This is a genomic window from Serinicoccus sediminis (assembly GCF_004153545.1).
GTDB classification, from domain to species: Bacteria; Actinomycetota; Actinomycetes; order Actinomycetales; family Dermatophilaceae; genus Ornithinicoccus; species Ornithinicoccus sediminis_A.
In genome coordinates, this window is record NZ_SDVA01000002.1 from 24120 (window position 1) to 45732 (window position 21613).

The window sequence follows — 21613 nt, forward strand, 5'->3', positions numbered from 1 at the left end:
CACGGCCGGGCCGGGGAGCTCAGCGCCGCGCCGGGACGGGGATGCGTCCGGAGGCGTCGCGCTTCACCACGCCCTCGGCGACCAACCGGGTGAGCCACGGGTGGTCCGGCTCCGAGCCCCACCGCTCCCGCCAGACCACGGCGTGGGCGCGGGCGTACTTCGCCTCCTGCTCGGGGGTCAGCGGCTCGGTGGGCTGCCGGTACGCCTCCGCGCCACCCACCCAGACCAGCGACCCACCCGCGCGGTCCACGACCCGGGCGAAGTCGTAGGCCTCCAGACCGGGCCCGACGTAGTCGGCGCAGAACCCACCCACCTCGCGGAAGTCCTCGGCGGTCAGGGCGAAGCAGGTGGGCGCGAAGAGGTGCAGCCTGTCGGTGACCCGGGTCTCGCCGGGCGCCAGGGCGGGGGCGCCGGGCGCGCGCAGGCTCAGCTCGTGCATCTGGCGCAGGGGGTAGCCCCGCGCCGGGTCCTCCAGCGCCGGCAGCCGCAGGACCGGGGCGCTCCACAGCACCGGGCCGGAAGGGCTGCCCGACTGCTGCTGATCGGTGATGGCGGCGACGAACCGCTCCAGGGTGCGCGGGCCGGGGATGACGGCCGCGTCGACGAAGACGAGGACGTCGGCCCCCTCCGCCATGGCGAGCTCCGCGGCCCGGTTGCGGGCGGCGGCGTAGGGCAGGGCGCGCCGGTCGGTGGCGACGGGCTTCACGATCGTCGTCCACCGGTCGGTGCCGAGCGGCAGGCGGCCCCGCGTGAGGTCGCGGTCGCCCATGGACATGACGACGTGCACGGCGGGGGGCGCCGAGCCCACGGACAGGCCGTCCACCTGGGCCAACAGGTGCTCATGATGCCCGCGCGTCATGGTCAGAACAGCAGGAGTCACGGGCACGGGGGGAGTATAGGCAGCCCTCCTCCGACGTCAATACCCCCGAAAGGGTGTACCCGCACGTCAACTGCTGCGGCAGTTCGCCGTGCCAGGCCCCCCGTGCCAGGCGTATCGTGCTGCGCATGGCTGGGACGGAGCCGCTGCGCGTGGCCCTGATGAACGACTTCGAGGTCGTCGTCCGGGGCCTGCAGGCGATGCTCGAACCCTTCGAGCACCGGGTGTCCGTCGTCGAGCTGGACGCCCAGGTGGAGGTCGCCAGGTCGGTCGATGTCACCCTCTACGACACCTTCTCCGAGCCGCAGGTCGACGGCGACGAGTTCGACAACGTGCTGGACAGCGACGACCCCGGTGCCGTCGTCGTCTACACGTGGAACGTCGACCCCGCGCTGGTGGAGATCGCGCTGGCCAAGGGGTGCCGCGGGTACATCGGCAAGACGGTGGGCGGCGCCGAGCTCGTGGAGTGCCTGGAGCGGGTGGCGTCCGGCGAGGTGGTCGTCGAACCGGCCACCAGCCGGGTCCCGACCCCCGAGTTCCACTCCCCCGGCGACTGGCCCGGCCGGGTGGAGGGCCTGTCCGCGCGGGAGGCCGAGATCGTCACGCTCATCACCCAGGGCCTGACCAACGTCGACATCGCGGCGCGGACCTTCCTGTCCATCAACTCGGTCAAGACCTACATCCGCACGGCCTACCGCAAGATGGGGGTCACGCGACGCTCGCAGGCGGTCCGGTGGGGCCTTCAGCACGGGCTGACGCCCGACACCATGCGCAAGCCCGGCAAGGACGCGGACGCCGGCACGGCTCAGACGGGCACGTAGACGACGACCGACCAGGGCCCGACGTCGAGCACCGCGACTCCGTCCTGGACCTCCGCGTCGGGCGTCTGGTGGTCGCCGAAGAGCTGGCTGTAGGTCCGGGCGTCGCTGTTGAAGAGGACCCGCCAGCGTCCGCCCGAGAGCTCGACCGGTCGGCGCACCGGCTGGGACGACAGGTTCACCGCCACCAGCACGTGCTGGTCGTCGTCGGTGGAGCGCACGTAGGTCAGCAACCCGGTGTCCTCGTCGGAGGTCACGACCGTGGTGTGCGGGCCGGCGAGCCCGGCGGTGGCGCCGTCCCGGTTCAACCGCATCCGGATGAGGTCGCGGAACAGCTGGGTGATGTCGCGGAACCTCCAGGCGCGTTCCCAGTCGAGCGGGACGTCGTCACGGAACCACTCGTCCTCGAGGAACTCCTGGCCCTGGAAGAGCATGGGCAGACCGGGTGCGGTGAGCACGAGGGCGGCGCCGAGGGTGGCCCGCTTCTGGGCGTCCCAGCCACCGGGGTCGTCCTGCTGCACCTCGGAGGGGATGCGCGACTTGCCGTTGGACACCTCGTCGTGGGACTCGGTGTAGACGACGCGGTCGAAGGCGTGCTGGTAGGTGTGCGTGACGGCCTGCGCGACCGCTCTGACGGAGCGCTGGTCGTCGTCGGCGACGAGGGCCTCCCGCACCGGGTGGACGAACTGGTTGTCCCACTGGGCGTGCATGGCCGCGCCCCCCGGTTCGGTGGAGGTGACGGCGGCGACGCCGTGGAGGTCCTCGGCGATGACGAGATGACGGGGGAACTCGGTGCGCACCATCTCCCCGATCTCACGCATCATGTCCCACCCCTCGGGGATCTCGTCCCCGTGCGTCCCGTCGACCCGACGCATGTAGGGGGTCATGTCCAGCCTCAGGCCGTCGGCGTGGAAGTCGCGCAACCACATCCGCGCGTTGTCGAGGATGAAGTCACGCACCTCCTGGCGCCCGTAGTCCGGGCGGGTGTCCCCCCAGGGGGTGGCGCTGCGGTGGTCGTTGTAGAAGTAGATGCCGCCCTTGTCGTTCTCCGACCAGCCGTCGAACTGCCAGGTGGGCAGGTCGCTCGGGCCGAAGTGGTTGTAGACGACGTCCACCAGGACCGCCAGACCGCGCCGGTGCGCCTCCCGGATGAAGGTCTTGAGGGCGTCCGGGCCGCCGTAGCTGGACTCCACCGCGAAGATGTGCGCCGGGTTGTACCCCCAGGAGTAGTCGCCGGCGAACTCCATGAGCGGCATGAGCTCGATGGCGTTGGCGCCCAGCTCGACGAGGTAGTCGAGCTTGCCCATGAGGTCGCCCAGGTCCGCCGACCCGCCGTGGTCGGTCGCCACGAAGGACCCGATGTGCGTCTCGTAGACCACCGTCTCGTGCTGGCGCGGCGGGGTGAAGTCGTCACCGTCCCAGTCGAAGGCGCCGTGGTCGTACAGCAGCCCGTTGCCGACCGAGGTGGTGACGGCGAGCGCCCGCGGGTCGATCCGGTGGAAGGTCTGCTCGCCGTTGGTCACCAGCAGCTGGTACTCCTGCCCGGTCTGCGCGCCCGGCACCTCGGCATACCAGTGGCCGTTGCCCTCGGACGTCATGCCGTGCGCCCCGGGGTCCCACCCGTTGAAGTCGCCCACCACGCTCACCGCGGTGGCGTGCGGGGCCCACACGCGGAAGGCGTAGCCACCCTCCATCGGGACGGCTCCCATGCCGGTGACGCTCACGAGGACTCCTTGCTGCAGGCGGACACGACAGAGGGCGCAGGTGCTGTCGTGCCCCGCGCCCAGGCTCTCGATGGTAGCCGTCGGGCGCCGATGGGACCTCGCTCAGTCCTGCGGCACCGGCTGCATGAGCATGAAGACCCCTCCCTGCGGGTCGGAGACGGTCGCCATGCGACCGACCCCGGCCATGTCGTCCGGGCCGTGGACCAGCGCACCCCCGAGCTCCTTGACCCTCTCGACGCTCGCGTCCAGGTCGGCGGTGGTGAAGTAGACCGTCCAGTAGCTGGGGATGTCGTCCGGGACGTTCGGCGGCATGGACATGAGGCCGCCGAGACCGCCCTCGTCGCCGCCGCGCACGACGCGGTAGGTGCCGTAGGGCATGGGCATGTCGTCGTACTCCCACCCGAAGACCGCGGAGTAGAACGCCGAGGCGGCCTCGAGGTCGCGCGTCATGAGCTCGTTCCAGGACCAGGTGCCCGGCTCGTTGCAGACCTGCGCGCCGCGGTGCGACCCGGCCTGCCAGGCACTGACCACCGCGCCGGCCGGGTCGCCGTAGATCGCCATGCGGCCGACGTCCATGACGTCCATCCCGGGCATCATCACCGTGCCACCGGCCTGCTCCACCCTGGCGGTCGTCGCGTCGACGTCGTCGGTCGCGACGTAGGTGGCCCAGGTCGGCGGCATCCCCGCCGCGGTCATCTCCTCCGGCTGCCGTCCGAGGCCCGCCGCGACCTTCCCGTCGAGCAGGAAGTTCGTGTAGATCCAGGTGTCGTCGTCGTCGTGGCTGTCCTCCGCCGTCCAGCCGAAGAGCGAGGTGTAGAACCTCGTCGCTGCCTCGACGTCGGAGGTCATCAGGTCGATCCAGCAGGGCGTCCCTGCCGCATATCCGTCACGGGTGGACATGGGTGCTCCTTCGCTCGTGGGCCACGTCCGGGTGGACATCCACGAATCTAGAACCGGCCACTGACGCACGTCCACCCTCGCGCGGCTACCGTGAGGCGGTGACCTCCCCCGACCGTGCCTCGCAGACCGGGGTGGCGGCATACCCCCGACGCGCGACCCTGCTGGTCACGACCACGCTCGCCGCCCTGGCGATGATCGGGCCGTTCACCATCGACACGATCTTCCCCGGGTTCGAGGCGATCGGCCGCGACTTCGACGCGGACGCGGCGGCGTTGCAGCAGATCACCAGCGTCTACCTCCTGAGCTTCGCGCTGATGAGCGTCTTCCACGGGCCGATCTCCGATGCGCTCGGGCGCAAACCGGTCATGATCGGCGGCCTGCTGGGGTATGTCGTGGCGTCCGTCGTCTGCGCGCTCGCGCCGACCCTGGGGGCGCTGCTCGTGGCGCGCGTCTTCCAGGGCCTGTTCGCCGGGGCCGCGACGATCGTCAGCCGCGCGGTCATCCGGGACCTCTTCTCCGGCGCCGAGGCGCAGCGGCTCATGGCCCGGGTCATGATGATCTTCGCCGTGGCCCCGGCCGTCGCACCGGTCATCGGCGGCGAGATCCTGCGCCTCGGGCCGTGGCACTGGATCTTCTGGTTCGTCGCCGTCTACGGGATCGGTGCCGCCGTGCTCACCGCCGTCGTGCTCCCGGAGACCCACCCGAGGGAGCGGCGCAGCCCGCTGCGGGTGGGCTCGGTGCTGCGGTCGCTGGGGCACGTCGCGCGGTCGGGCCGTTTCCAGCGGCTCGCCTTCTCCGCCGCCTTCGTCTTCGCCGCCTACTTCCTCTACGTCGTGGCCGCCCCCATCGTCGTCGTCGACCTGCTGGGACGGGGCGAGCAGGACTTCTGGATCCTCTTCGTGCCGATGATCGGTGGCATGGTCACCGGGTCGATGCTGACCAACCGGCTCGCCGGGCGGGTGGAGGGTCCCCGGATGGTCGACGTCACGATGGTCGGCCTCGTCCTGGCGGCGGCGCTCAACGTGCTGCTCTGCGCCGTCGCGCCGACGCTGCCGTGGGCGGTGCTGGGGCCGGCCGCGATGGGCGTGGCCATCGGTGTGGCCTTCCCGGTGCAGCAGCTGGCGATGCTCGACCTGTTCCCCGAGGCGCGGGGGGCGGCCGCCTCGATGGCCTCCTTCGCCGCGCTCGTCTTTAACGCGTTGCTGGCCGGCGTCATCAGCCCGCTGGTCACCGGCACCCTGCTCACGGCCGCGCTGACCAGCGCGTTCTTCGCCGTGGTGGGTGCGGCCCTCTGGGTGTGGCACCGCCGGGCGACGAGCGAGACGGCCACGGAGGCACCGACGCCGGCGTCGGCCGACGCACCGACCGGCGGGGCCGCCTCGGCGGACGCCGGCTGAGCCGACGCGGGGGCGAGACATGGCCCTCGGGAGGGCTCGGCGACCTCGGCGAGGCGGGACCTCAGCCGCCGGAGGGCTCGGCGACCTCGGCGCGGTCGATCTCGCCCTGGCGGTAGAGCTCGACCCCGGCCCGGAGCAGGTCGTCCATGTCCTCCCCGGCCTCGACTCGACCGACGATCGAGGCCCGCATCCGCGGGTCCCAGAACTTGCGCAGGTGCGTGGCGATCTCCTCGGCGGCCCGCTGCGGCGGGTGGTGCGCCATGGCGCGGGCGATGTCCTCGCCCAGCCGGATCTCCGAGGGCAGCTGCTGGCGGGCACGCGCGTCGGCGGACTGCCCGGTCGGCGGCCCCTGGGCGGGGACCGGGTCGGCGTCGGTCGGCGCGTCCAGGTCCGGCTCGTCGCGGTCGCGGCGCCGCCAGTCCTCGGGCAGCCCGCCCGAAGGCTCACGCGCCCCGCTCACCGGCGTGCCCCGACGACCTCGACCGCCGGGTCGACCGGGTCGTGACCGTCGCTGACCTCCTCGGCGACCTCCCGGCCGCGCCCGGCGTTGGCGACGCCGACCTGGACGGCGGTGACCTTGTACTCCGGGCAGTTGGTGGCCCAGTCGGAGTTCTCGGTGGTGACGACGTTGGCGCCGGTGACCGGGTGGTGGAAGGTCGTGTAGACCACGCCGGGCTGCATCCGGGTCGACACCAGCGCGGTGAGGGTCGTGGTCCCCACCCGGCTGGACAGCTCGACCCGGTCCCCGCTGCGGATCCCCCGCACCTCGGCGTCCGCGGGGTGCAGCTCGAGGACGTCCTCGGGGTGCCACGTGGAGTTGGCGGTGCGGCGGGTCTGGGCCCCGACGTTGTACTGGGTCAGGATGCGCCCGGTGGTGAGGATGAGCGGGTAGCGGCGGTTGGTCGTCTCGGTGGTCGGCACGAAGACGGTCGGGATGAGCCTGCCCTTGCCGCGCACGAACTCGTCGACGTGCATCGTCGGGGTCCCGTGCGGCGCCCGGTCGTTGACCGGCCACTGCATCGAGCCCTCGGCGTCGAGCCGCGCGAAGCTGACCCCCGCGAAGGTGGGGGTCGTGGCGGCGATCTCGTCCATGATCTCCGAGGCGGAGGCATACTCCATCGGGTAGCCCATCGCCGTGGCGATGTCGCACACCACCTTCCACTCGTCCTTGCCGACCCGGCTCGGCATGACCGGCCGCACGCGACCGAGGCGACGCTCGGCGTTGGTGAAGGTGCCGTCCTTCTCCAGGAAGCTGCTGCCGGGCAGGAAGACGTGGGCGTAGCGGGCGGTCTCGTTGAGGAAGAGGTCCTGGACCACCACCATCTCCATCGATGTCAGCGCCGCGCGCACGTGCCGCAGGTTGGGGTCGGACTGGGCGATGTCCTCGCCGTGCACGAAGAGCCCCTTGAAGCTGCCCCCGATCGCGGCGTCGAACATGTTGGGGATCCGCAGCCCGGGCTCCGGGTCGAGGGTGACGCCCCACCGGTCCTCGTAGATCGCCCGCGCGTCGGGCAGCGAGATGTGGCGGTACCCCGGCAGCTCGTGCGGGAAGGACCCCATGTCGCAGCTGCCCTGGACGTTGTTCTGGCCGCGCAGCGGGTTGACGCCGACGCCGGGCCGACCGATGTTGCCGGTGACCATGGCGAGGTTGGCCATGCCCATGACCATCGTCGAGCCCTGGCTGTGCTCGGTGACGCCGAGGCCGTAGTAGATCGAGCCGTTCGGTGCGGCGGCGTAGAGCCGGGCCGCCTCGCGCACGCGCTCCGGGTCCAGCCCGGTCGCCCCCGCGGTCGCCTCCGGCGAGTTCTCCGGCGCGCGGATGAAGTCGAGGTAGGCCTCGACGTCCTCGCAGCGCTCCTCGAGGAACCCCTTGTCGTGCAGGCCCTCGGTGACGATGGTGTGGGCCATCGCGTTGACGAAGGCGACGTTGGACCCGGGCAGCAGCGGGAGGTGGTGCGCGGCCTCGACGTGCGGGGAGCGGACCAGGGCGATCTCGCGCGGGTCGGCGACGATGATCTGCGCCCCCTCGCGCAGCCGCTGCTTCATCCGGGAGGCGAAGACCGGGTGGGCGTCGGTGGGGTTGGCCCCGATGAGCAGGACCACGTCGGTGTCCTCGACGGAGGCGAAGTCCTGGGTGCCGGCGGACGTGCCGAAGGTCTGGTTGAGGCCGTAGCCGGTGGGGCTGTGGCAGACCCGCGCACAGGTGTCGACGTTGTTGTTGCCGAAGGCCGCGCGCACCATCTTCTGGACGACGTAGACCTCCTCGTTGGTGCACCTGCTGGAGGAGATGCCGCCGATCGAGCCGACGCCGTGCCGCTCCTGGATCCCCCGGAAGCCCTCGGCCACCCGCGAGATCGCCTCCTCCCAGGAGACCGCGCGCCACTCGTCCTCGATGCTGTCGCGCACCATCGGGGACAGCTGGCGGTCCTCGTGGTCGGTGTAGCCGTAGGCGAACCGTCCCTTGACGCAGGAGTGGCCCTCGTTGGCCTTGCCGGCCTTGAGCGGCGTCATCCGGACGACCTGGGTCCGGGTCTGCCCCGTCTGCTCGTCCCGCGTGTCGGTGACCTCGGCGCGGAAGGAGCACCCGACCCCGCAGTAGGCGCACGTGGTCTCGACGGTGCGCTTCGGCATACCGAGGCTGACGACCGACTTCTCGGTCAGCGCGTCGGTCGGACAGGCCTGCACGCAGGCGCCGCAGGAGACGCACTCCGAGCTGAAGAAGTCGGTCGGCCCCGGGGCGATGCGCGAGGCCAGCCCGCGGCCCTCGACGGTGAGCGCGAAGGTGCCCTGGATGTCGGAGCAGGCGCGCACGCAGCGGGAGCAGGCGATGCAGGCGTCGGGGGTGTAGTCGAAGTAGGGGTTGGACGTGTCGACCGGGCCGCGCCCGAGGACGGGGCCGTGCCCGGCGCTGACCCGCTCACCGCTACCCCCGGCGGGGTCCTCCTCCTGGACCCCCCCGGACGGGACCTCCGCCTGCCTGCGCAGTGCGGGGGACCCGTCCCTCCGGGGGGTGGGAAGACCGTAACGTACCTCGGCGACCCCCGCCTGGTGAGCGAGCGCGGCCACCTGGCAGCTGCCGCGCGCGCAGCCCGCGCAGTCCGTCGGGTGGTCGGACAGGTAGAGCTCCATCACCCCACGACGGACCCGGCGGACCTCCTCCGTCTGGGTGCGGACGACGGCGCCGTCCGCGCAGGGCGTCGTGCACGAGGCGGGCGTGCCCTTGCCGCCCTCGACCTCGACGAGGCAGAGGCGGCAGGAGCCGAAGGCCTTGAGCGAGTCGGTCGTGCACAGGCTGGGGATCTGCACCCCGGCCTCGCGGGCCGCCCGCATGACCGACGTGCCCTCCGGCACCGTGACCTCGAGGTCGTCGATGGTGAGCGTGACGGTGGTGTCGCTGCGCACCGCCGGGGTGCCGAAGTCGGGCTCCGGCAGGTATGCCGCACCTGTCGCCCCGCCGGGGGCGCCGGTGGCGGCCCCCGGCATACCGGTGCCGTCGCCGTCCCGGCTGGCCTGGCCGAGCCGGCTGGCGACCTGCTCGGCGGTGGGGATGGTGGCGGTGGGGATGGTGGGGGTGGTGGCGGTCATCGCGGGCTCCCTCCGAAGTCCTCCGGGAAGTGGGTGAGCGCGCTGCGCACCGGGACGGGGGTGAGCCCGCCCATGGCGCACAGCGACCCGGTGGTCATGGTGGCGCAGAGGTCCTCGAGGAGGACGAAGAGCTGCTCACGGCCCTCGGTGCCGGCCGGTGTGCTGGTGATGCGGTCGATCGTCTCGACGCCGCGGGTGGAGCCGATGCGGCACGGGGTGCACTTGCCGCACGACTCGACGGCGCAGAACTCCATGGCGAAACGGGCCATCCGGGCCATGTCGACGGTGTCGTCGAAGACGACCAGACCCCCGTGCCCGAGCATGCCGCCGGCCTCGGCCAGCTCCTCGTAGCCCATCGGGACGTCGAGGCGGTCGGCCGGCAGGTAGGCGCCGAGGGGACCGCCGACCTGGACCGCACGCACCGGGCGTCCGCTGCGGGTGCCGCCGCCGACGTCCTCGACCAGCTCGCGGAGGCTGACGCCGAGCGGCGCCTCGTAGACGCCGCCGCGGGCGATGTTGCCGGCCAGCTGGAAGATCTGGGTGCCGCGGGACCGGCCGACGCCGCGTGCGGCATACGCCTCGCCCCCGTCGGCCAGGATCATCGGGATCGCGGCGAAGGACAGCAGGTTGTTGACGACCGTCGGGCTGTCCCACAGCCCGCGCAGGGCCGGGATCGGCGGCTTGGCGCGGACCTCCCCGCGACGGCCCTCGAGAGACTCCAGCATGGAGGTCTCCTCGCCGCAGATGTAGGCGCCGGCACCGACCCGGACCTGCAGCCGGAAGGACCGGCCGCTGCCGGCCACGTCGTCCCCGAGGTAGCCGTGCTCGGCGGCCACGGCGATGGCGTCGCGCAGCCGGGCCACGGCGTCCGGGTACTCGCTGCGGCAGTAGATGTAGCCCTCGGTCGCTCCGACGGTCACCGCGGCGATGGTCATGCCCTCGACCAGGGTGAACGGGTCGGCCTCGGCGAGGATGCGGTCGGCGAAGGTGCCCGAGTCGCCCTCGTCGAGGTTGCAGGCGACGAACTTCTGCTCCGCCTCCGCCTGCAGGACGGTGCGCCACTTGACGCCCGTGGGGAAACCGGCACCGCCACGGCCGCGCAGCCCGGACGCCACCACCTCCTCGACGACGTCGGCGGGGTCCAGCTCGAGCGCCCGGCGCAGTCCGGCCCACCCGCCCTGGGCCTCGTAGGCGCTGAGGTCGGTGGGCTCGGCCAGGCCGATCCGGGCCAGGCTGACCCGGTCCTGCGCGGTGAGCCACGGGTCCTCGTCGACGACCCCGATGCAGGACTCGTGCTCGGAGCCGACGAGCAGACCTGCCTCGAGCAGGGACGGGACGGCCTCCGCCGTCACCCCGGCGTAGCCGACCCGCCCCCGGTCGGTCTCGACCTCCACGAGCGGCTCGCGCCAGAGCATGCCGCGGGTGCCGTTGCGCCGGACCGTGACGCCGTCGACCGTGGCCAGCACGGCGGCCACCTCGTCGGCGCCGACGGCGCGCGCCGAGGAGTCCTGGGGCACCCACACGGTGGTCATCGGGACCAGCCTGACTCCGCCGCGGCGATGTCGTCAATGGTCACCCGGGCCCGCAACCGGCCGTCGATGCTCGCGCTGGGGCCGAGGGCGCAGTTGCCGAAGCAGAAGACCTCGCGGACCTCGACGTCCTCCCGGTGGGCGAAGTGGTCCTGGGCCGCGTCGAAGAGGGCTGCCGCACCGACGGACTGGCACGCCTCGGCGCGGCAGATCTGGACCTGGTGGTCGGGCGCGGGGCGCCGACGGAAGTCGTGGTAGAAGCTCACGGTGCCGTGGACCTCGGCCACCGAGAGGTTGAGCACGTCGGCGATCTCGCTGACGTCCTCGTCGGCGAGGTAGCCGTGCTCGGCCTGGACGGCGTGCAGGATCTCCAGGAGCGGCCCCCGCTCCCCGGCATACCCCTGCGCGACCTCCCGGGTGACCTCGGCCCGGGCCGACCTGGGGGTCAGCTCCTCCGTCTGCTGCCGACCTGCACGCGCCACGTCGCGCCTCCCGTCGTTGGGTGATGCACCAACTCTACGACGGCGGACCGACAGTGAGCAGGACCGAGATCCCGCGCCGTGCGCGGTGGGCACCGCGCTGGGGTCTGTGAGCAGGTGGGCCGGCTGGCCGACGTGGTCCTGGAGGAGGATCGCCGCAGGTCAGCAGGTATGTCGGTGGTCACTGGTTGAGTGTCGTCATGGAGAGGCGAGGGGGAGAGCAGCCGGGCCTGGAGGACGCGTGGTCGGCCGGGTCGCTCGCCGCTGCGGCCCCGCCAGAATGGGTGGGTGCGCCGTCGTGGGAGTCGGTGTCGCGGGAGGACGGGGCCCTCCGTGTCGTCGGTGGCGGGTGGCGTCACGGCGACGAGGGCGAGGACAGCGAGGACGCCGGGTGGTGGGACCCCGAGGACGAGATCGACGGTCTGGGTGCGGAGGCGTACGCCGCGTTCATGGCGGAGGTCTACGACGCGCTGGACGGGCGGGGTCGGGACCTGCCGGCGCGGGAGCTGCACGGTGGTCTGGTCGAGGCGCGGTCCGCGGTGGGGCGGGCGGCTCTGACGCCCGAGGAGGCCGTCACCGTCCTGGACGACGCCCTGGTGGAGGCGATCGAGTCGGTCGGGCGGTTGCACACGCAGCTGGGGGCGGTGGGGTTCACGCTGGCGAGGGAGGCCGCCGCCCGGGGCCTGCACCGGGAGGTCGCGCTGTCGTTGACGGACTGGTTGCGGGTGCGCTGCCCCTGGCTGAGCACGCAGGAGGCCGCGCAGGTCACCGATGTGGTGCGGGCGTGCGACTCACCGGTCACGGCGCAGATCGGTGACGCGGTCGCCGGCGGGACCGTGCCGGTGCACCGGGCGGCTCTGGTCGCGCGGACCATGAGGCGGCTGGAAGGGTGCCTGGACGTCGACCAGCGGGAGGCCTATGCCGAGATCGCCACCCGGGCCGCGGCGCGCCGGGACCTGCCGGACAAGGACCTGGCCCGGGTCTGCCACCAGCTCGTCGAGGACCTGCTGCACGAGGCGAGGCCAGGGGAGCGTGAGCGGGCCGCGCACGAGCTGCGGTCGGTCACCGCGCGTCGGGTCGGCCCGGGGCTGACCCGCTTCACGGTCGACGCCCCCGACGGCGTCGCCGCCACGATCAACGGGGTGCTGACCTCGGCGCTGGCCGCGCCTGCGCCCGTCAAGGACGACGGGGGCAAGGTCGTCGAGCCCGACGTCCGCACCCCCGCCCAGCGACGCTTCGACGCGCTGGCCACCACCATCGGACGAGGCATCGGCAACCCGGGGGCACCGCCCTCGACGGCACGGGCCACGGTCCTGCTCGTCATCCCCTTCGACCCCGCCCGCGGGGTGCCCTCCGGTCCGGCCACGACGGCCACCGGTGACTACGTGCCGCCCCGGCAGGCCGTCGAGATCGCGTGCGGTGCCGACGTGACGCCGGTGTGGCTGTCCGCCGACGGCGCTCCGCTCGCGCTCGGCCGCGACGCCCGCTATGCCACCCCCGCGCAGTGGAAGGCCCTGGCCGTGCGGGACGGAGGCTGCTCCTTCCCGGGGTGCAGCGCGCTCCCGCAGTGGTGCGACAGCCACCACGTCGACCACTGGGCCCGAGGCGGCCAGACCGACGTGGACCGCATGGCCCTGCTGTGCGGACGGCACCACACCCACGTGCACCAGCACGACCTCACCGCCACCATCAGCGGCGGCACCGTCACCTGGCACGTCTGACCACCCCGCCCCGCAGCCGACCCGAGCGGATCGGCGGCACGGGGGTGTCCGACGACAGGTCCAGGGCTCATGCGCCAGCCCGGCGCTGGCCCACTCACCCCTTGGTGCGTCGGCCGCCAGAAGCCCGGCGCTGGCCCACTCACCCCATGGTGCGTTGCCCGTCGATCGCCTCCCGGATGATGTCGGCGTGCCCGGCATGCTGGGAGATCTCGGCGATCAGGTGCAGGGCCACGCGGCGCACGGACCACGAGACACCCTCCTCGAACCACGGCGCGGCCGGGAGCGGGTGCGACAGGTCCAGGTCCGCCTCCTGCAGGAGGCGCGCCGTCTCTCGTCCCACGTCGAGGACCCGTTGCCGCAGGAAGGTCAGCGTCTCCTCGTCGGTCAGGTCGAAGCGGTGGTCCTCCCACTCGCCCCAGTCCTCACCGCCCTCCGCCGCGACGGCGTCGACCGCGTCCCAGTCGACGTCCTGGTCGTACGAGGCCCCGAACGCCTCGCCGCCGCGCAGGGCGAACTGCATCCACTCCGCCTCGGTGTCCGCGACGTGCTTGAGGATCGAGGCGATGCTGAGCGCGCTGACCGTGCTCGCCGTGCGGGCCTGCTCCTCCGTCAGCCCCTCACTGGTCTGCAGCAGAAAACCTCGGTGCCGGTCCAGCGCGGAGATGAGGTCGCTCCGCTCGGTGTGCGATGCCATGACCCGAATCTAGAGCTCCGCGGGGATGGTGACCAGGGCTCGGGTGACGGTGACCACGTCGGCCGGGGCCTGCGTCAGCCCTGCACCCGCCTGGGTGGTCGGTCGGCTCCGACCACCTTCTCAGGACTCCTGAGCAGCAGCGCGACGGTCAGCACGAAGCCCACCGGCCAGGCCGCCAGGAGCAGCAGCAGGATCAGGTCGGTGCCCGACCCGCCGAGGGTCGACCCCGGCTGCTCCAGCTCGGCCAGCCGTGAGCCGACGAGATGCACCCCCAACGCGACGCTCGCGAAGGCGAACAGCGCCGGGGCCCATCCGAGGGGGTGTCGAGGCGCCAGTGCCGTCACCACGAGCGCGACGGACGCTCCCCCGACCAGTCCGGAGGCCGTGGCGCGGGACGCGAGATGGTCGTCCACGAGCACCCACACGACACCGAGCACCACCAGGGTCGCGTAGCCCCACGTCGCCCAGACGACCCCTGACCTCATCGGCCGTCCGCCGCCCCCGCCGCCCGCGTCGTCTCAGTCGTCTCCGCCCTCTCCGGCACGAGCTCGTCCCCCACGGCGACGGTCCCCCGTCCACCGGTCAGTCCCACGGGCACCAGGCGGATGCCGAACCATGTCGAGCCGTCCCACCTGCGGTGCCGAGCGAGGGTGCGGATCGGCTCCTTGCCCGTCTCCAGCGTCTGCGTGTCGATCTGCGTCATGACGCAGCGGTCGCACAGCTCGGTGCGGCGGTAGCGGACCTCGCCGACCGTGACGAACGCCCAGGTGTCCTCGACGAAGGGCTCGACGCCCGGACCGTCGACGACGAGGTTAGGACGGAACCGGCTCATCGGCACCGGATCGCCACCGCCCTCGAGGATCCAGTCGCCGAGTCGGGCGAGCGACGCCTCCGTCGTCAGCAGCAGTGGCCCGGTGTCGGCGAGCGACACCGACTCCCCCTCCTGGCCGCCGTGCGCGCCGGAGATGCGGCGGACGGTGGGGTCCTCCTGCCACACCAGCCGCAGAGCGCGGCCCGCCCTGTCGCTGACCCACTCGCTGACGTCCTGGTCGGCCGGCGGCGCGAACCCCTGCCTCGAGTGGCCGACCGGCACGGGGGGCACCCCCAGCGGCGTCTCCACCAGGATCGACTCACCGTCCCGCGCGGCGATCCGGATGGTCTCCTCGTCGACGGTGGTGGCGGTCAGCCCCAGCAGCTCGTGGCACTCCCGCGCGGTCACCGGGAAGCCGTCCGGCCCGACGACACCCCACCGCCGGTCGCCCTCCAGCCCCCACGGCTCGACGACGGCCTCGTCCACCGCCTCCCCGCCGAAGGACTTGACCGGGTACCTCCACAGCTCGCTGACGCGCATACCTCAGCCTGTCACGACACCGGACCGCCTGCGCCGCAGCGCCACGGTCCCGCGCTCCCCCTCGTGTAGACAGGACCCATGACACCCCAGTCGCAGACCACCGAGGGCACCCGTGCGGGCTGGAGCCTCGTCGGCCCCGGCCTCATCGTCGCCGCCACCGGCGTGGGCGCCGCCGACCTCGTCGCCACCGTCATCGCCGGCCAGAAGTTCGGCTACGCGCTGCTCTGGGCGGTCATCGTGGGCTGCCTCCTCAAGGTGGTCCTCGTGGAAGGTGCCGGCCGCTACTCCCTCGCCACCGGCAACACGATCTACGAGGGGTGGGCGACGCTCGGCCGGTGGACGACCTGGTACTTCGCCCCGTACATCGTCATCTGGGGCTTCGTCTACGGCGCCGCCGCGATGGCCGGCACCGGACTGCCGCTGGCGAGCCTCTTCCCCTGGCTGTCGGTGACCGCCTGGGGCATCCTGTCCGGCCTGATCGGCGGCGCGCTGGTGTGGTTCGGCCGGTATGCCGTCTTCGAGAAGGTCTGCGCCGCCCTGGTCGGCATCATGTTCGTGACGATGTTCCTCGCCGCGCTGCTGACGCTGCCCAACATCCCCGAGCTCATCACCGGTCTCGTCCCCCGCATCCCCGAGGGTGGCCTCATCAACGTCCTGTCGGTCGCCGGAGGGGTCGGTGGGACCATCACGCTCGCCGCCTACGGCTACTGGATCCGGGAGAAGGGCTGGACCACCCCGGGCCACATGCGGGTCATGCGCCTGGACAACACCGTCGCCTACACCGTCACCGGCATCTTCGTCATCTCCACCCTCATCGTCGGTGCCGAGCTGCTCTACTCCGCCGGCATCGCCGTCGACACGGGTGACGAGGGGCTGCTGGACCTCTCCGAGGTGCTCCGCGACCGGTATGGCGCGTGGGCCGGCACGGTCTTCCTCGTCGGCTTCTGGGCGGCCGCCATGAGCTCGCTCGTCGGTGTGTGGAACGGCGTCTCGATGATGTTCGCCGACTTCGTCGGCCACGCCCGCCAGCTGCCCAAGGACCACCCCAGCACCCGGCTCGGCGGCACCTGGTACAAGGCCTACATCCTCTGGCTGACCTTCCCGCCGATGATCATGCTCTTCCTCGGCCGTCCGGTGTGGCTCATCCTGGCGTACGGCGTGCTCGGCGCCTTCTTCATGCCCTTCCTCGCCGTCACCCTGCTCTGGATCCTCAACACCGCCCGGACCCCGGAGGAGTGGCGCAACGGCCCGGTCGTCAACGTGCTCATGGGCGTCTGCGCCCTGCTGTTCGCCTGGCTCGCGGTCACCCAGGTCCAGGGCGCCGTCGAGCGGGCCCTCGGAGGGTGACCCCGCGCGCGACCGGCCGGGGCTCCGAACGGGGGCCGTCCGGTCGCCGGCCACGGCGTGAGGTCCGTGACGTACGGCCGGGCGACGTACGACCGCAGGTAGTAGCATGGTCCTACCCGGACGACAGGAGCAGATGATGAGCGACTCGCCCACGACCACCCTCTCCGAGCGGGAGTGCTGGGACCTCCTCGGCCAGCACGAGTTCGGCCGTCTGGCCTACCACCTCACCGACGAGGTGCACATCGCCCCGGTCAACTACGCCGTCGACCGGGACCGCCTCGTCTTCCGCACCGCGGAGGGCTCCAAGCTGCTCGGGGTGGTCATGGACTCCGACGTCGCCTTCGAGATCGACCAGGTCGACGACGACGCGGAGACCGCCTGGAGCGTCGTCGCCCGCGGCACCGCGGGGATCCTCGAGGGGCAGGAGGCCCGCGAGGTCGACAACCTGCGGCTGCGGCCGTGGGTCGGCACCGAGAAGTTCAACGTCGTCGCGATCACCGTGACGGAGGTCAGCGGGCGGAGCTTCGCTCTGAGCCGGCCGTGGAGGCATCTGCGGCGGCACGGCTGACCCGCAGCGCCGCCACGACGTAGCTCACCGCGCCCAGCCAGACCGCGACGATCACCGCATACACCAGCGAGCGGGTGACGTCGCCGGCGTCGATCGCCTCGGACCGCAGGAGCGTCCGCGCGTTGGTGAGCACGATGAGGCCACCGACGGCGACGCCGAGCAGACGCGCCGGCACGATCCGCACCAGGAAGGCGGCGATGGGCGCGGCCACGACGCCGCCCGCCAGCAGCGCCAGCACCCAGGTGGGGTTGATGCCCTGGTGGCCGAGGCCGATGAGGAATCCCAGGCTGGCCGCGAGGGCGACGAGGAACTCCGAGGCGCTGATCGAGCCGACCACCTTCCGGGGCTCCATGCGACCGCTCGCGAGCAGGGCGGGGGTGCCCACCGGACCCCAGCCGCCCCCTCCGGTCGCGTCGAGGAATCCCGCGAAGAGGCCCAGCGGCGCGAGGAAGCGGCGCCGCAACGGCTGACCGAGGCGGTCGGTCCGCATGCCGGTGCGGGTGAACCGTGCGAGCAGGTAGACCCCGAGCACCAGCAGGATCGTCGCCGTGATCGGTCGGGCCACCTCGGCGTCGATCGAGCTCAGCACGGTGGCGCCGAGGAAGGCGCCGACCGCGCCGGGCACACCCACCCGCAGCACGACCCTCCAGTCGACGTTGCCGAACCTCCAGTGGGCCGTGCCGGAGGCCAGGGTCGTGCCGATCTCGGCGAGGTGGACGGTGGCCGAGGCCGCCGCCGGGTTGGTGCCGAGCATGAGCAGCAGCGTGGTCGTCGTCACGCCGTAGGCCATGCCCAGGCCCCCGTCGACGAGCTGCGCGGCGAGGCCGACGAGGCTGAGCAGGATGAGCTGGCGCATGGGTCCCCTCCTGGGGGTCGAGCGGCACGGGGCAGGGCGTGGAGCGCCCTATTCCTGCTAATCCTGTCGGGTCAGTAGGATTAATGTCAAGCGCCGGTATGCCCGACCTCGCCCGGGCCGGTGCGAGACACTGGGGTGGTGGACATCTCGGCGCGCTCGGACTACGCGGTGCGGGCGATGCTGGCCCTGGCCGCCGACCACGACGACCCGGGCGCGGAGAAGCCCGCGCCCGTGTCGGTCGACCGGCTCGCCCAGGCGCAGGACCTACCGGTGAAGTTCCTGGAGGCCATCGTCGCCGACCTTCGACGGGCCGGGCTCGTCGCGTCTCGCCGCGGCGCCCGCGGCGGCTACCTGCTGTCCCGTCCTGCGGACCAGATCGCCGTCGGCGACATCATCCGCGCGGTGGACGGCCCGCTCGCCGAGGTGCGCGGCCTGCGCCCGCACGACACGGCATACCCGGGGGAGGCGGAGCACCTGCCCGCGCTGTGGGTCGCCACCCGGGCGGCGCTGCGCGCCGTGCTGGACGGCACGAGCCTCGACCAGCTGCGCCGCGGCGCCTGGCCGACCGAGGTCACTGCCCTGCTGCGCCAGCCCGACGCGTGGGAGAGCCGCTGAGCCGTCGCCGGGCTCCTGACCGAGCCGGCGCCACCCCCGACGAGGACGGCTCAGGGGCGCACGTGCGTCCCTGAGCCGTCGGCGACCGGCGCGTCCCCGGCCGGGCGGGTCAGCCCTCGCTCATCCCCTTGGTGATGAGGTCCATGACCGAGGAGTCGGCGAGCGTGGTGACATCGCCGACCTCGCGGTTCTCCGCGACGTCCTTGAGCAGGCGGCGCATGATCTTGCCCGACCGCGTCTTGGGCAGCTCGGGCACCACCATGATCTGTCGCGGCTTGGCGATCGCGCCGATCTCCTTGGCCACGTGCTGGCGCAGCTCGGCGACGAGGTCCTGCCCCTCGCCCTCCTCGTCGGCCTGCTCGACGGCCTCCTCGCGCAGGATGACGAAGGCGCAGATCGCCTGGCCGGTGGTCTCGTCGGCCGCTCCCACGACCGCCGCCTCGGCGACCTTGGGGTGGCTGACCAGCGCCGACTCGATCTCGGCGGTCGACATCCGGTGGCCGGAGACGTTCATGACGTCGTCGACGCGGCCGAGCACCCAGATGTTGCCGTCCTCGTCCAGCTTGGCGCCGTCACCAGCGAAGTACATGCCGTCGAACCGGCTCCAGTAGGTCTCCTGGTAGCGCTCCGGGTCGCCCCAGATGCCGCGCAGCATGGAGGGCCACGGGTCGGTGACGACGAGGTAGCCGCCCGACCCCTTCTCCACCGGCTGCCCCATGTCGTCGACGACGACCGCGTTGATGCCCGGGATGGGGTGCTGGGCCGAGCCCGGCCGCGTCTCGGTGACGCCCGGGATGGGGCTGATCATGATGGCGCCGGTCTCGGTCTGCCACCAGGTGTCGACGATGGGGCACCGGCCGCCGCCGATGACCTCGCGGTACCACATCCACGCCTCGGGGTTGATCGGCTCGCCCACCGACCCGAGCAGCTTGAGGCTCGACAGGTCGAACTTCTCCGGGATCTCCTTGCCCCACTTCATGAAGGTCCGGATCGCCGTGGGGGCGGTGTAGAGGATCGTCACCTTCTTGTCCTGCACGATCTCCCAGAACCGGCCCTGGTGCGGGGTGTCCGGCGTGCCCTCGTACATCACCTGGGTGGCCCCGAGGGTCATCGGACCGTAGACGATGTAGGAGTGGCCGGTGACCCAGCCGACGTCGGCGGTGCACCAGTAGACGTCGGTGTCGGGGTGGATGTCGTGCACGACGTGCGAGGTGTAGGCCGTCTGCAGCAGGTAGCCGCCGGTGGCGTGGAAGATGCCCTTGGGCTTGCCGGTGGTGCCGGAGGTGTAGAGGATGAACAGCGGGTGCTCGGCGTCGAAGGCCTGCGCCTCGTGCGTCGCGTCAGCGGCCTCGAGCGCCTCGTGCCACCACGTGTCGCGCCCCTCGGTCCACTCGACGTCCTGCTCCGTGCGGCGGACGACCAGCACCGTCTCGACCGGGTGCTCGCCGCTCTCGAGCGCGCCGTCGACCACGGACTTCAGGCCCGACGGCTTGCCCCGCCGGTAGCCCCCGTCCGCGGTGATGACGACCTTGCTGCCGGCGTCGGCGATGCGGCTGCGCAGCGCGTCGGAGGAGAAGCCGCCGAAGACGACCGAGTGCGGCGCGCCGATGCGGGCGCAGGCGAGCATGGCCACCGCGGCCTCGGGGATCATCGGCAGGTAGATCATGACCGCGTCCCCCTCGCGCACGCCGATGTCGGTGAGCGCGTTGGCGGCCCGCTGCACCTGCTCGTGCAGCTCGGCATACGTGATGTCGCGGGTGTCGTCCTCGGGCTCCCCCACCCAGTGGATCGCGACGCGGTCGCCGTGCCCGGCCTCGACGTGGCGGTCGACGGCGTTGACGCAGGCGTTGAGCCGGCCACCGAGGAACCACTTGGCGAACGGCGCCTCGCTCCAGTCGAGGACCTGGTCGAAGTCGGTCTCCCAGTCGAGGTACTGCCGCGCCTTCGCGGCCCAGAAGCCCTCGCGGTCGGCCTCCGCCTGCTCGAACAGCTCGGCCGTGCCGTTGGCCTGGGCCACGAACTCCTCGCTCGGCGCGAAGGTGCGCTCCTCGTGCAGCAGGTTGGACAGTCCCTCGTCGGACATGGGTTCTCCTCGCGCTCGGGGTCGTCCTGCCGAGTATGCCGTGCCCTCCCCCGGGCGCGCAGGTCCGGTCGGGCGGTCGCGGCGGATCCTGCGACGAGCGGTTCCCGAGGTGCGCCCGGCGGCGGAGCCGCGCTCCTGACCGGAACCTGGGAGCTTCCCGGACGGGGCACCCACGCGGGCGTGCTACGTTCGCCCGCTTGTCCACCCGAACCCGATGAGGGAGATGGAACATGTCCGCCACGAAGAGGCTCGCCGCCGTGAGCCTGAGCGTGACCCTGAGCCTGGTCGGGCTCACCGCCTGCGGCGGCTCCGACGACACCACGGACTCGGACGCGGCGAGCAGCAGCGCCCCCGCCGGGTCCGACGACGCCGCCGCCAGCAGTGCGCCCGACCCGGCGGCGCCCGACGCCATGCCCGAGCCCGACCTGGAGGAGATCCCGGACCCGGTAGCCACGGTCAACGGCCAGGACGTGACGAAGGAGGAGTTCGTCACCTACTACGAGAGCCAGTTCGCCAGCGCCGCCGGGCAGGCGCAGATGAGCGGTGAGGAGGTCGACGAGGAGCAGCTCCAGGAGGACACCCTCGAGGTCGTCGTCGACAGCGTGCTGCTGCGCCAGGCCGCCGAGGAGGAGGGCCTGGAGCCCTCCGACGAGGAGGTCGACACCCTGCTCGAGGAGCTCGCGACGGGCAACGGTCTGGAGTCGGTCGACCAGTTCCTCGAGGTGCTCGAGCAGCAGGGCATGGACGAGGAGACCGCGCGCCGCGAGGCGGCCAGCCAGCTCGCCATCCAGGCCTACGTCGAGCAGGAGGCCCCGGTCGAGGAACCCACGGACGAGGAGCTGCGCGCCTACTACGACGAGCTCGTCGCCCAGCAGGAGGACGCCGGGGGCAACGAGGACGACGCCTCCGGGACGGCGGCCCCGCAGCAGCCGGAGATCCCCGAGTTCGACCAGGTGCGGGACCAGCTCGCCCAGCAGCTGCAGTCCGAGGAGCAGGCGGCGGCCACCGACGAGCTGGTGGCCGGGCTGCGCGAGGACGCGGAGATCACCAGCCACCTGTGAGCCGGGAC

General features: G+C 72.4%; 19 protein-coding genes. 7 read left to right on the plus strand and 12 right to left on the minus strand.

Annotation, left to right across the window (positions count from 1 at the left end):
- Window positions 1–19 precede the first annotated feature (19 nt).
- On the minus strand, window positions 20–886 hold the full coding sequence (locus tag EUS26_RS02600; RefSeq protein ID WP_130011629.1) for a glycosyltransferase family 2 protein: 867 nt from the start codon (window positions 884–886) through the stop codon (window positions 20–22).
- Window positions 887–1005: 119 nt separating this feature from the next.
- Between EUS26_RS02600 and EUS26_RS02605 the strand changes: the two genes are divergently transcribed.
- Window positions 1006–1698, plus strand: a complete 693-nt coding sequence (locus EUS26_RS02605) for a response regulator transcription factor (RefSeq protein ID WP_130011630.1) — start codon at window positions 1006–1008, stop codon at window positions 1696–1698.
- Here EUS26_RS02605 and EUS26_RS02610 read toward each other — a convergent pair.
- On the minus strand, window positions 1683–3419 hold the full coding sequence (locus tag EUS26_RS02610; protein WP_238148783.1) for an alpha-amylase family glycosyl hydrolase: 1737 nt from the start codon (window positions 3417–3419) through the stop codon (window positions 1683–1685). The two genes, EUS26_RS02605 and EUS26_RS02610, sit on opposite strands and share 16 nt — an antisense overlap.
- Window positions 3420–3521: 102 nt before the next feature.
- Complete coding sequence (locus EUS26_RS02615) at window positions 3522–4319, minus strand: VOC family protein (RefSeq protein WP_165368479.1); 798 nt, start codon at window positions 4317–4319, stop codon at window positions 3522–3524.
- A gap of 98 nt (window positions 4320–4417) precedes the next feature.
- Between EUS26_RS02615 and EUS26_RS02620 the strand changes: the two genes are divergently transcribed.
- Window positions 4418–5716, plus strand: a complete 1299-nt coding sequence (locus EUS26_RS02620; protein ID WP_130011632.1) for a multidrug effflux MFS transporter — start codon at window positions 4418–4420, stop codon at window positions 5714–5716.
- A gap of 61 nt (window positions 5717–5777) precedes the next feature.
- Here EUS26_RS02620 and EUS26_RS02625 read toward each other — a convergent pair whose 3' ends face one another.
- The 4 genes from EUS26_RS02625 to EUS26_RS02645 are packed head-to-tail and all read right to left on the minus strand — an operon-like array spanning window position 5778 to window position 11312.
- The gene (locus tag EUS26_RS02625) at window positions 5778–6176 is read right to left on the minus strand and encodes a formate dehydrogenase subunit delta (protein ID WP_130011633.1); all 399 of its coding nucleotides are present in this window, start codon (window positions 6174–6176) and stop codon (window positions 5778–5780) included.
- A complete protein-coding gene (gene fdhF / locus EUS26_RS02630; RefSeq protein WP_202865020.1) occupies window positions 6173–9301 on the minus strand; it encodes a formate dehydrogenase subunit alpha in 3129 nt (1042 codons plus the stop codon). The genes EUS26_RS02625 and fdhF overlap by 4 nt, the downstream gene beginning before the upstream one ends.
- A complete protein-coding gene (locus EUS26_RS02640) occupies window positions 9298–10833 on the minus strand; it encodes a formate dehydrogenase beta subunit (RefSeq protein ID WP_130011634.1) in 1536 nt (511 codons plus the stop codon). The genes fdhF and EUS26_RS02640 overlap by 4 nt, the downstream gene beginning before the upstream one ends.
- Complete coding sequence (locus EUS26_RS02645; protein ID WP_130011635.1) at window positions 10830–11312, minus strand: NADH-quinone oxidoreductase subunit NuoE family protein; 483 nt, start codon at window positions 11310–11312, stop codon at window positions 10830–10832. The genes EUS26_RS02640 and EUS26_RS02645 overlap by 4 nt, the downstream gene beginning before the upstream one ends.
- A 197-nt stretch (window positions 11313–11509) precedes the next feature.
- Between EUS26_RS02645 and EUS26_RS02650 the strand changes: the two genes are divergently transcribed.
- On the plus strand, window positions 11510–13030 hold the full coding sequence (locus tag EUS26_RS02650) for an HNH endonuclease signature motif containing protein (RefSeq protein ID WP_130011636.1): 1521 nt from the start codon (window positions 11510–11512) through the stop codon (window positions 13028–13030).
- Window positions 13031–13169: 139 nt separating this feature from the next.
- On the opposite strand, the gene EUS26_RS02655 is transcribed toward EUS26_RS02650, so the two are convergent.
- The 3 genes from EUS26_RS02655 to EUS26_RS02665 form a co-directional block, all read right to left on the minus strand.
- Window positions 13170–13724 (minus strand): DinB family protein, encoded by a 555-nt coding sequence (locus EUS26_RS02655; RefSeq protein ID WP_130011637.1) that lies wholly within the window; start codon window positions 13722–13724, stop codon window positions 13170–13172.
- A gap of 74 nt (window positions 13725–13798) precedes the next feature.
- Entirely contained in the window at window positions 13799–14209 is a 411-nt protein-coding gene (locus tag EUS26_RS02660; RefSeq protein WP_130011638.1) for a hypothetical protein, read from the minus strand.
- Window positions 14206–15075 carry an MOSC domain-containing protein gene (locus tag EUS26_RS02665; protein WP_130011639.1) on the minus strand — a complete coding sequence of 290 codons (870 nt, stop codon included), beginning with the start codon at window positions 15073–15075 and terminating at the stop codon, window positions 14206–14208. The genes EUS26_RS02660 and EUS26_RS02665 overlap by 4 nt, the downstream gene beginning before the upstream one ends.
- A 78-nt stretch (window positions 15076–15153) precedes the next feature.
- On the opposite strand from EUS26_RS02665, the gene EUS26_RS02670 reads away from it, so the two are divergent.
- Window positions 15154–16422, plus strand: coding sequence for an Nramp family divalent metal transporter (locus tag EUS26_RS02670; RefSeq protein WP_130011640.1), 1269 nt, complete (start codon window positions 15154–15156; stop codon window positions 16420–16422).
- 136 nt (window positions 16423–16558) lie between these two features.
- The gene (locus tag EUS26_RS02675) at window positions 16559–16990 is read left to right on the plus strand and encodes a pyridoxamine 5'-phosphate oxidase family protein (protein ID WP_130011641.1); all 432 of its coding nucleotides are present in this window, start codon (window positions 16559–16561) and stop codon (window positions 16988–16990) included.
- On the opposite strand, the gene EUS26_RS02680 is transcribed toward EUS26_RS02675, so the two are convergent.
- Window positions 16932–17846 carry a sulfite exporter TauE/SafE family protein gene (locus EUS26_RS02680; RefSeq protein WP_130011642.1) on the minus strand — a complete coding sequence of 305 codons (915 nt, stop codon included), beginning with the start codon at window positions 17844–17846 and terminating at the stop codon, window positions 16932–16934. The genes EUS26_RS02675 and EUS26_RS02680 overlap by 59 nt on opposite strands.
- Before the next feature lie 138 nt (window positions 17847–17984).
- Between EUS26_RS02680 and EUS26_RS02685 the strand changes: the two genes are divergently transcribed.
- Window positions 17985–18461: an RrF2 family transcriptional regulator gene (locus EUS26_RS02685; protein ID WP_130011643.1), complete on the plus strand. Its 477-nt coding sequence runs from the start codon at window positions 17985–17987 to the stop codon at window positions 18459–18461.
- A gap of 109 nt (window positions 18462–18570) precedes the next feature.
- Here EUS26_RS02685 and acs read toward each other — a convergent pair whose 3' ends face one another.
- Complete coding sequence (gene acs, locus EUS26_RS02690) at window positions 18571–20544, minus strand: acetate--CoA ligase (protein ID WP_130011644.1); 1974 nt, start codon at window positions 20542–20544, stop codon at window positions 18571–18573.
- 257 nt (window positions 20545–20801) lie between these two features.
- Between acs and EUS26_RS02695 the strand changes: the two genes are divergently transcribed.
- The gene (locus EUS26_RS02695) at window positions 20802–21605 is read left to right on the plus strand and encodes a SurA N-terminal domain-containing protein (protein WP_165368480.1); all 804 of its coding nucleotides are present in this window, start codon (window positions 20802–20804) and stop codon (window positions 21603–21605) included.
- The last annotated feature ends 8 nt before the right edge of the window (window positions 21606–21613 follow it).

What these genes read in the sequence shown, in the direction of transcription:
- EUS26_RS02675 (WP_130011641.1), top strand. Translation starts at nt 16,559, where the DNA reads ATGAGCGACTCGCCCACGACCACCCTCTCCGAGCGGGAGTGCTGGGAC.
- fdhF (WP_202865020.1), bottom strand. Translation starts at nt 9,301, where the DNA reads ATGACCGCCACCACCCCCACCATCCCCACCGCCACCATCCCCACCGCC.
- EUS26_RS02665 (WP_130011639.1), bottom strand. Translation starts at nt 15,075, where the DNA reads ATGCGCGTCAGCGAGCTGTGGAGGTACCCGGTCAAGTCCTTCGGCGGG.
- EUS26_RS02650 (WP_130011636.1), top strand. Translation starts at nt 11,510, where the DNA reads ATGGAGAGGCGAGGGGGAGAGCAGCCGGGCCTGGAGGACGCGTGGTCG.
- EUS26_RS02680 (WP_130011642.1), bottom strand. Translation starts at nt 17,846, where the DNA reads ATGCGCCAGCTCATCCTGCTCAGCCTCGTCGGCCTCGCCGCGCAGCTC.
- EUS26_RS02655 (WP_130011637.1), bottom strand. Translation starts at nt 13,724, where the DNA reads ATGGCATCGCACACCGAGCGGAGCGACCTCATCTCCGCGCTGGACCGG.
- EUS26_RS02615 (WP_165368479.1), bottom strand. Translation starts at nt 4,319, where the DNA reads ATGTCCACCCGTGACGGATATGCGGCAGGGACGCCCTGCTGGATCGAC.
- EUS26_RS02640 (WP_130011634.1), bottom strand. Translation starts at nt 10,833, where the DNA reads ATGACCACCGTGTGGGTGCCCCAGGACTCCTCGGCGCGCGCCGTCGGC.
- EUS26_RS02605 (WP_130011630.1), top strand. Translation starts at nt 1,006, where the DNA reads ATGGCTGGGACGGAGCCGCTGCGCGTGGCCCTGATGAACGACTTCGAG.
- EUS26_RS02670 (WP_130011640.1), top strand. Translation starts at nt 15,154, where the DNA reads ATGACACCCCAGTCGCAGACCACCGAGGGCACCCGTGCGGGCTGGAGC.
- acs (WP_130011644.1), bottom strand. Translation starts at nt 20,544, where the DNA reads ATGTCCGACGAGGGACTGTCCAACCTGCTGCACGAGGAGCGCACCTTC.
- EUS26_RS02660 (WP_130011638.1), bottom strand. Translation starts at nt 14,209, where the DNA reads ATGAGGTCAGGGGTCGTCTGGGCGACGTGGGGCTACGCGACCCTGGTG.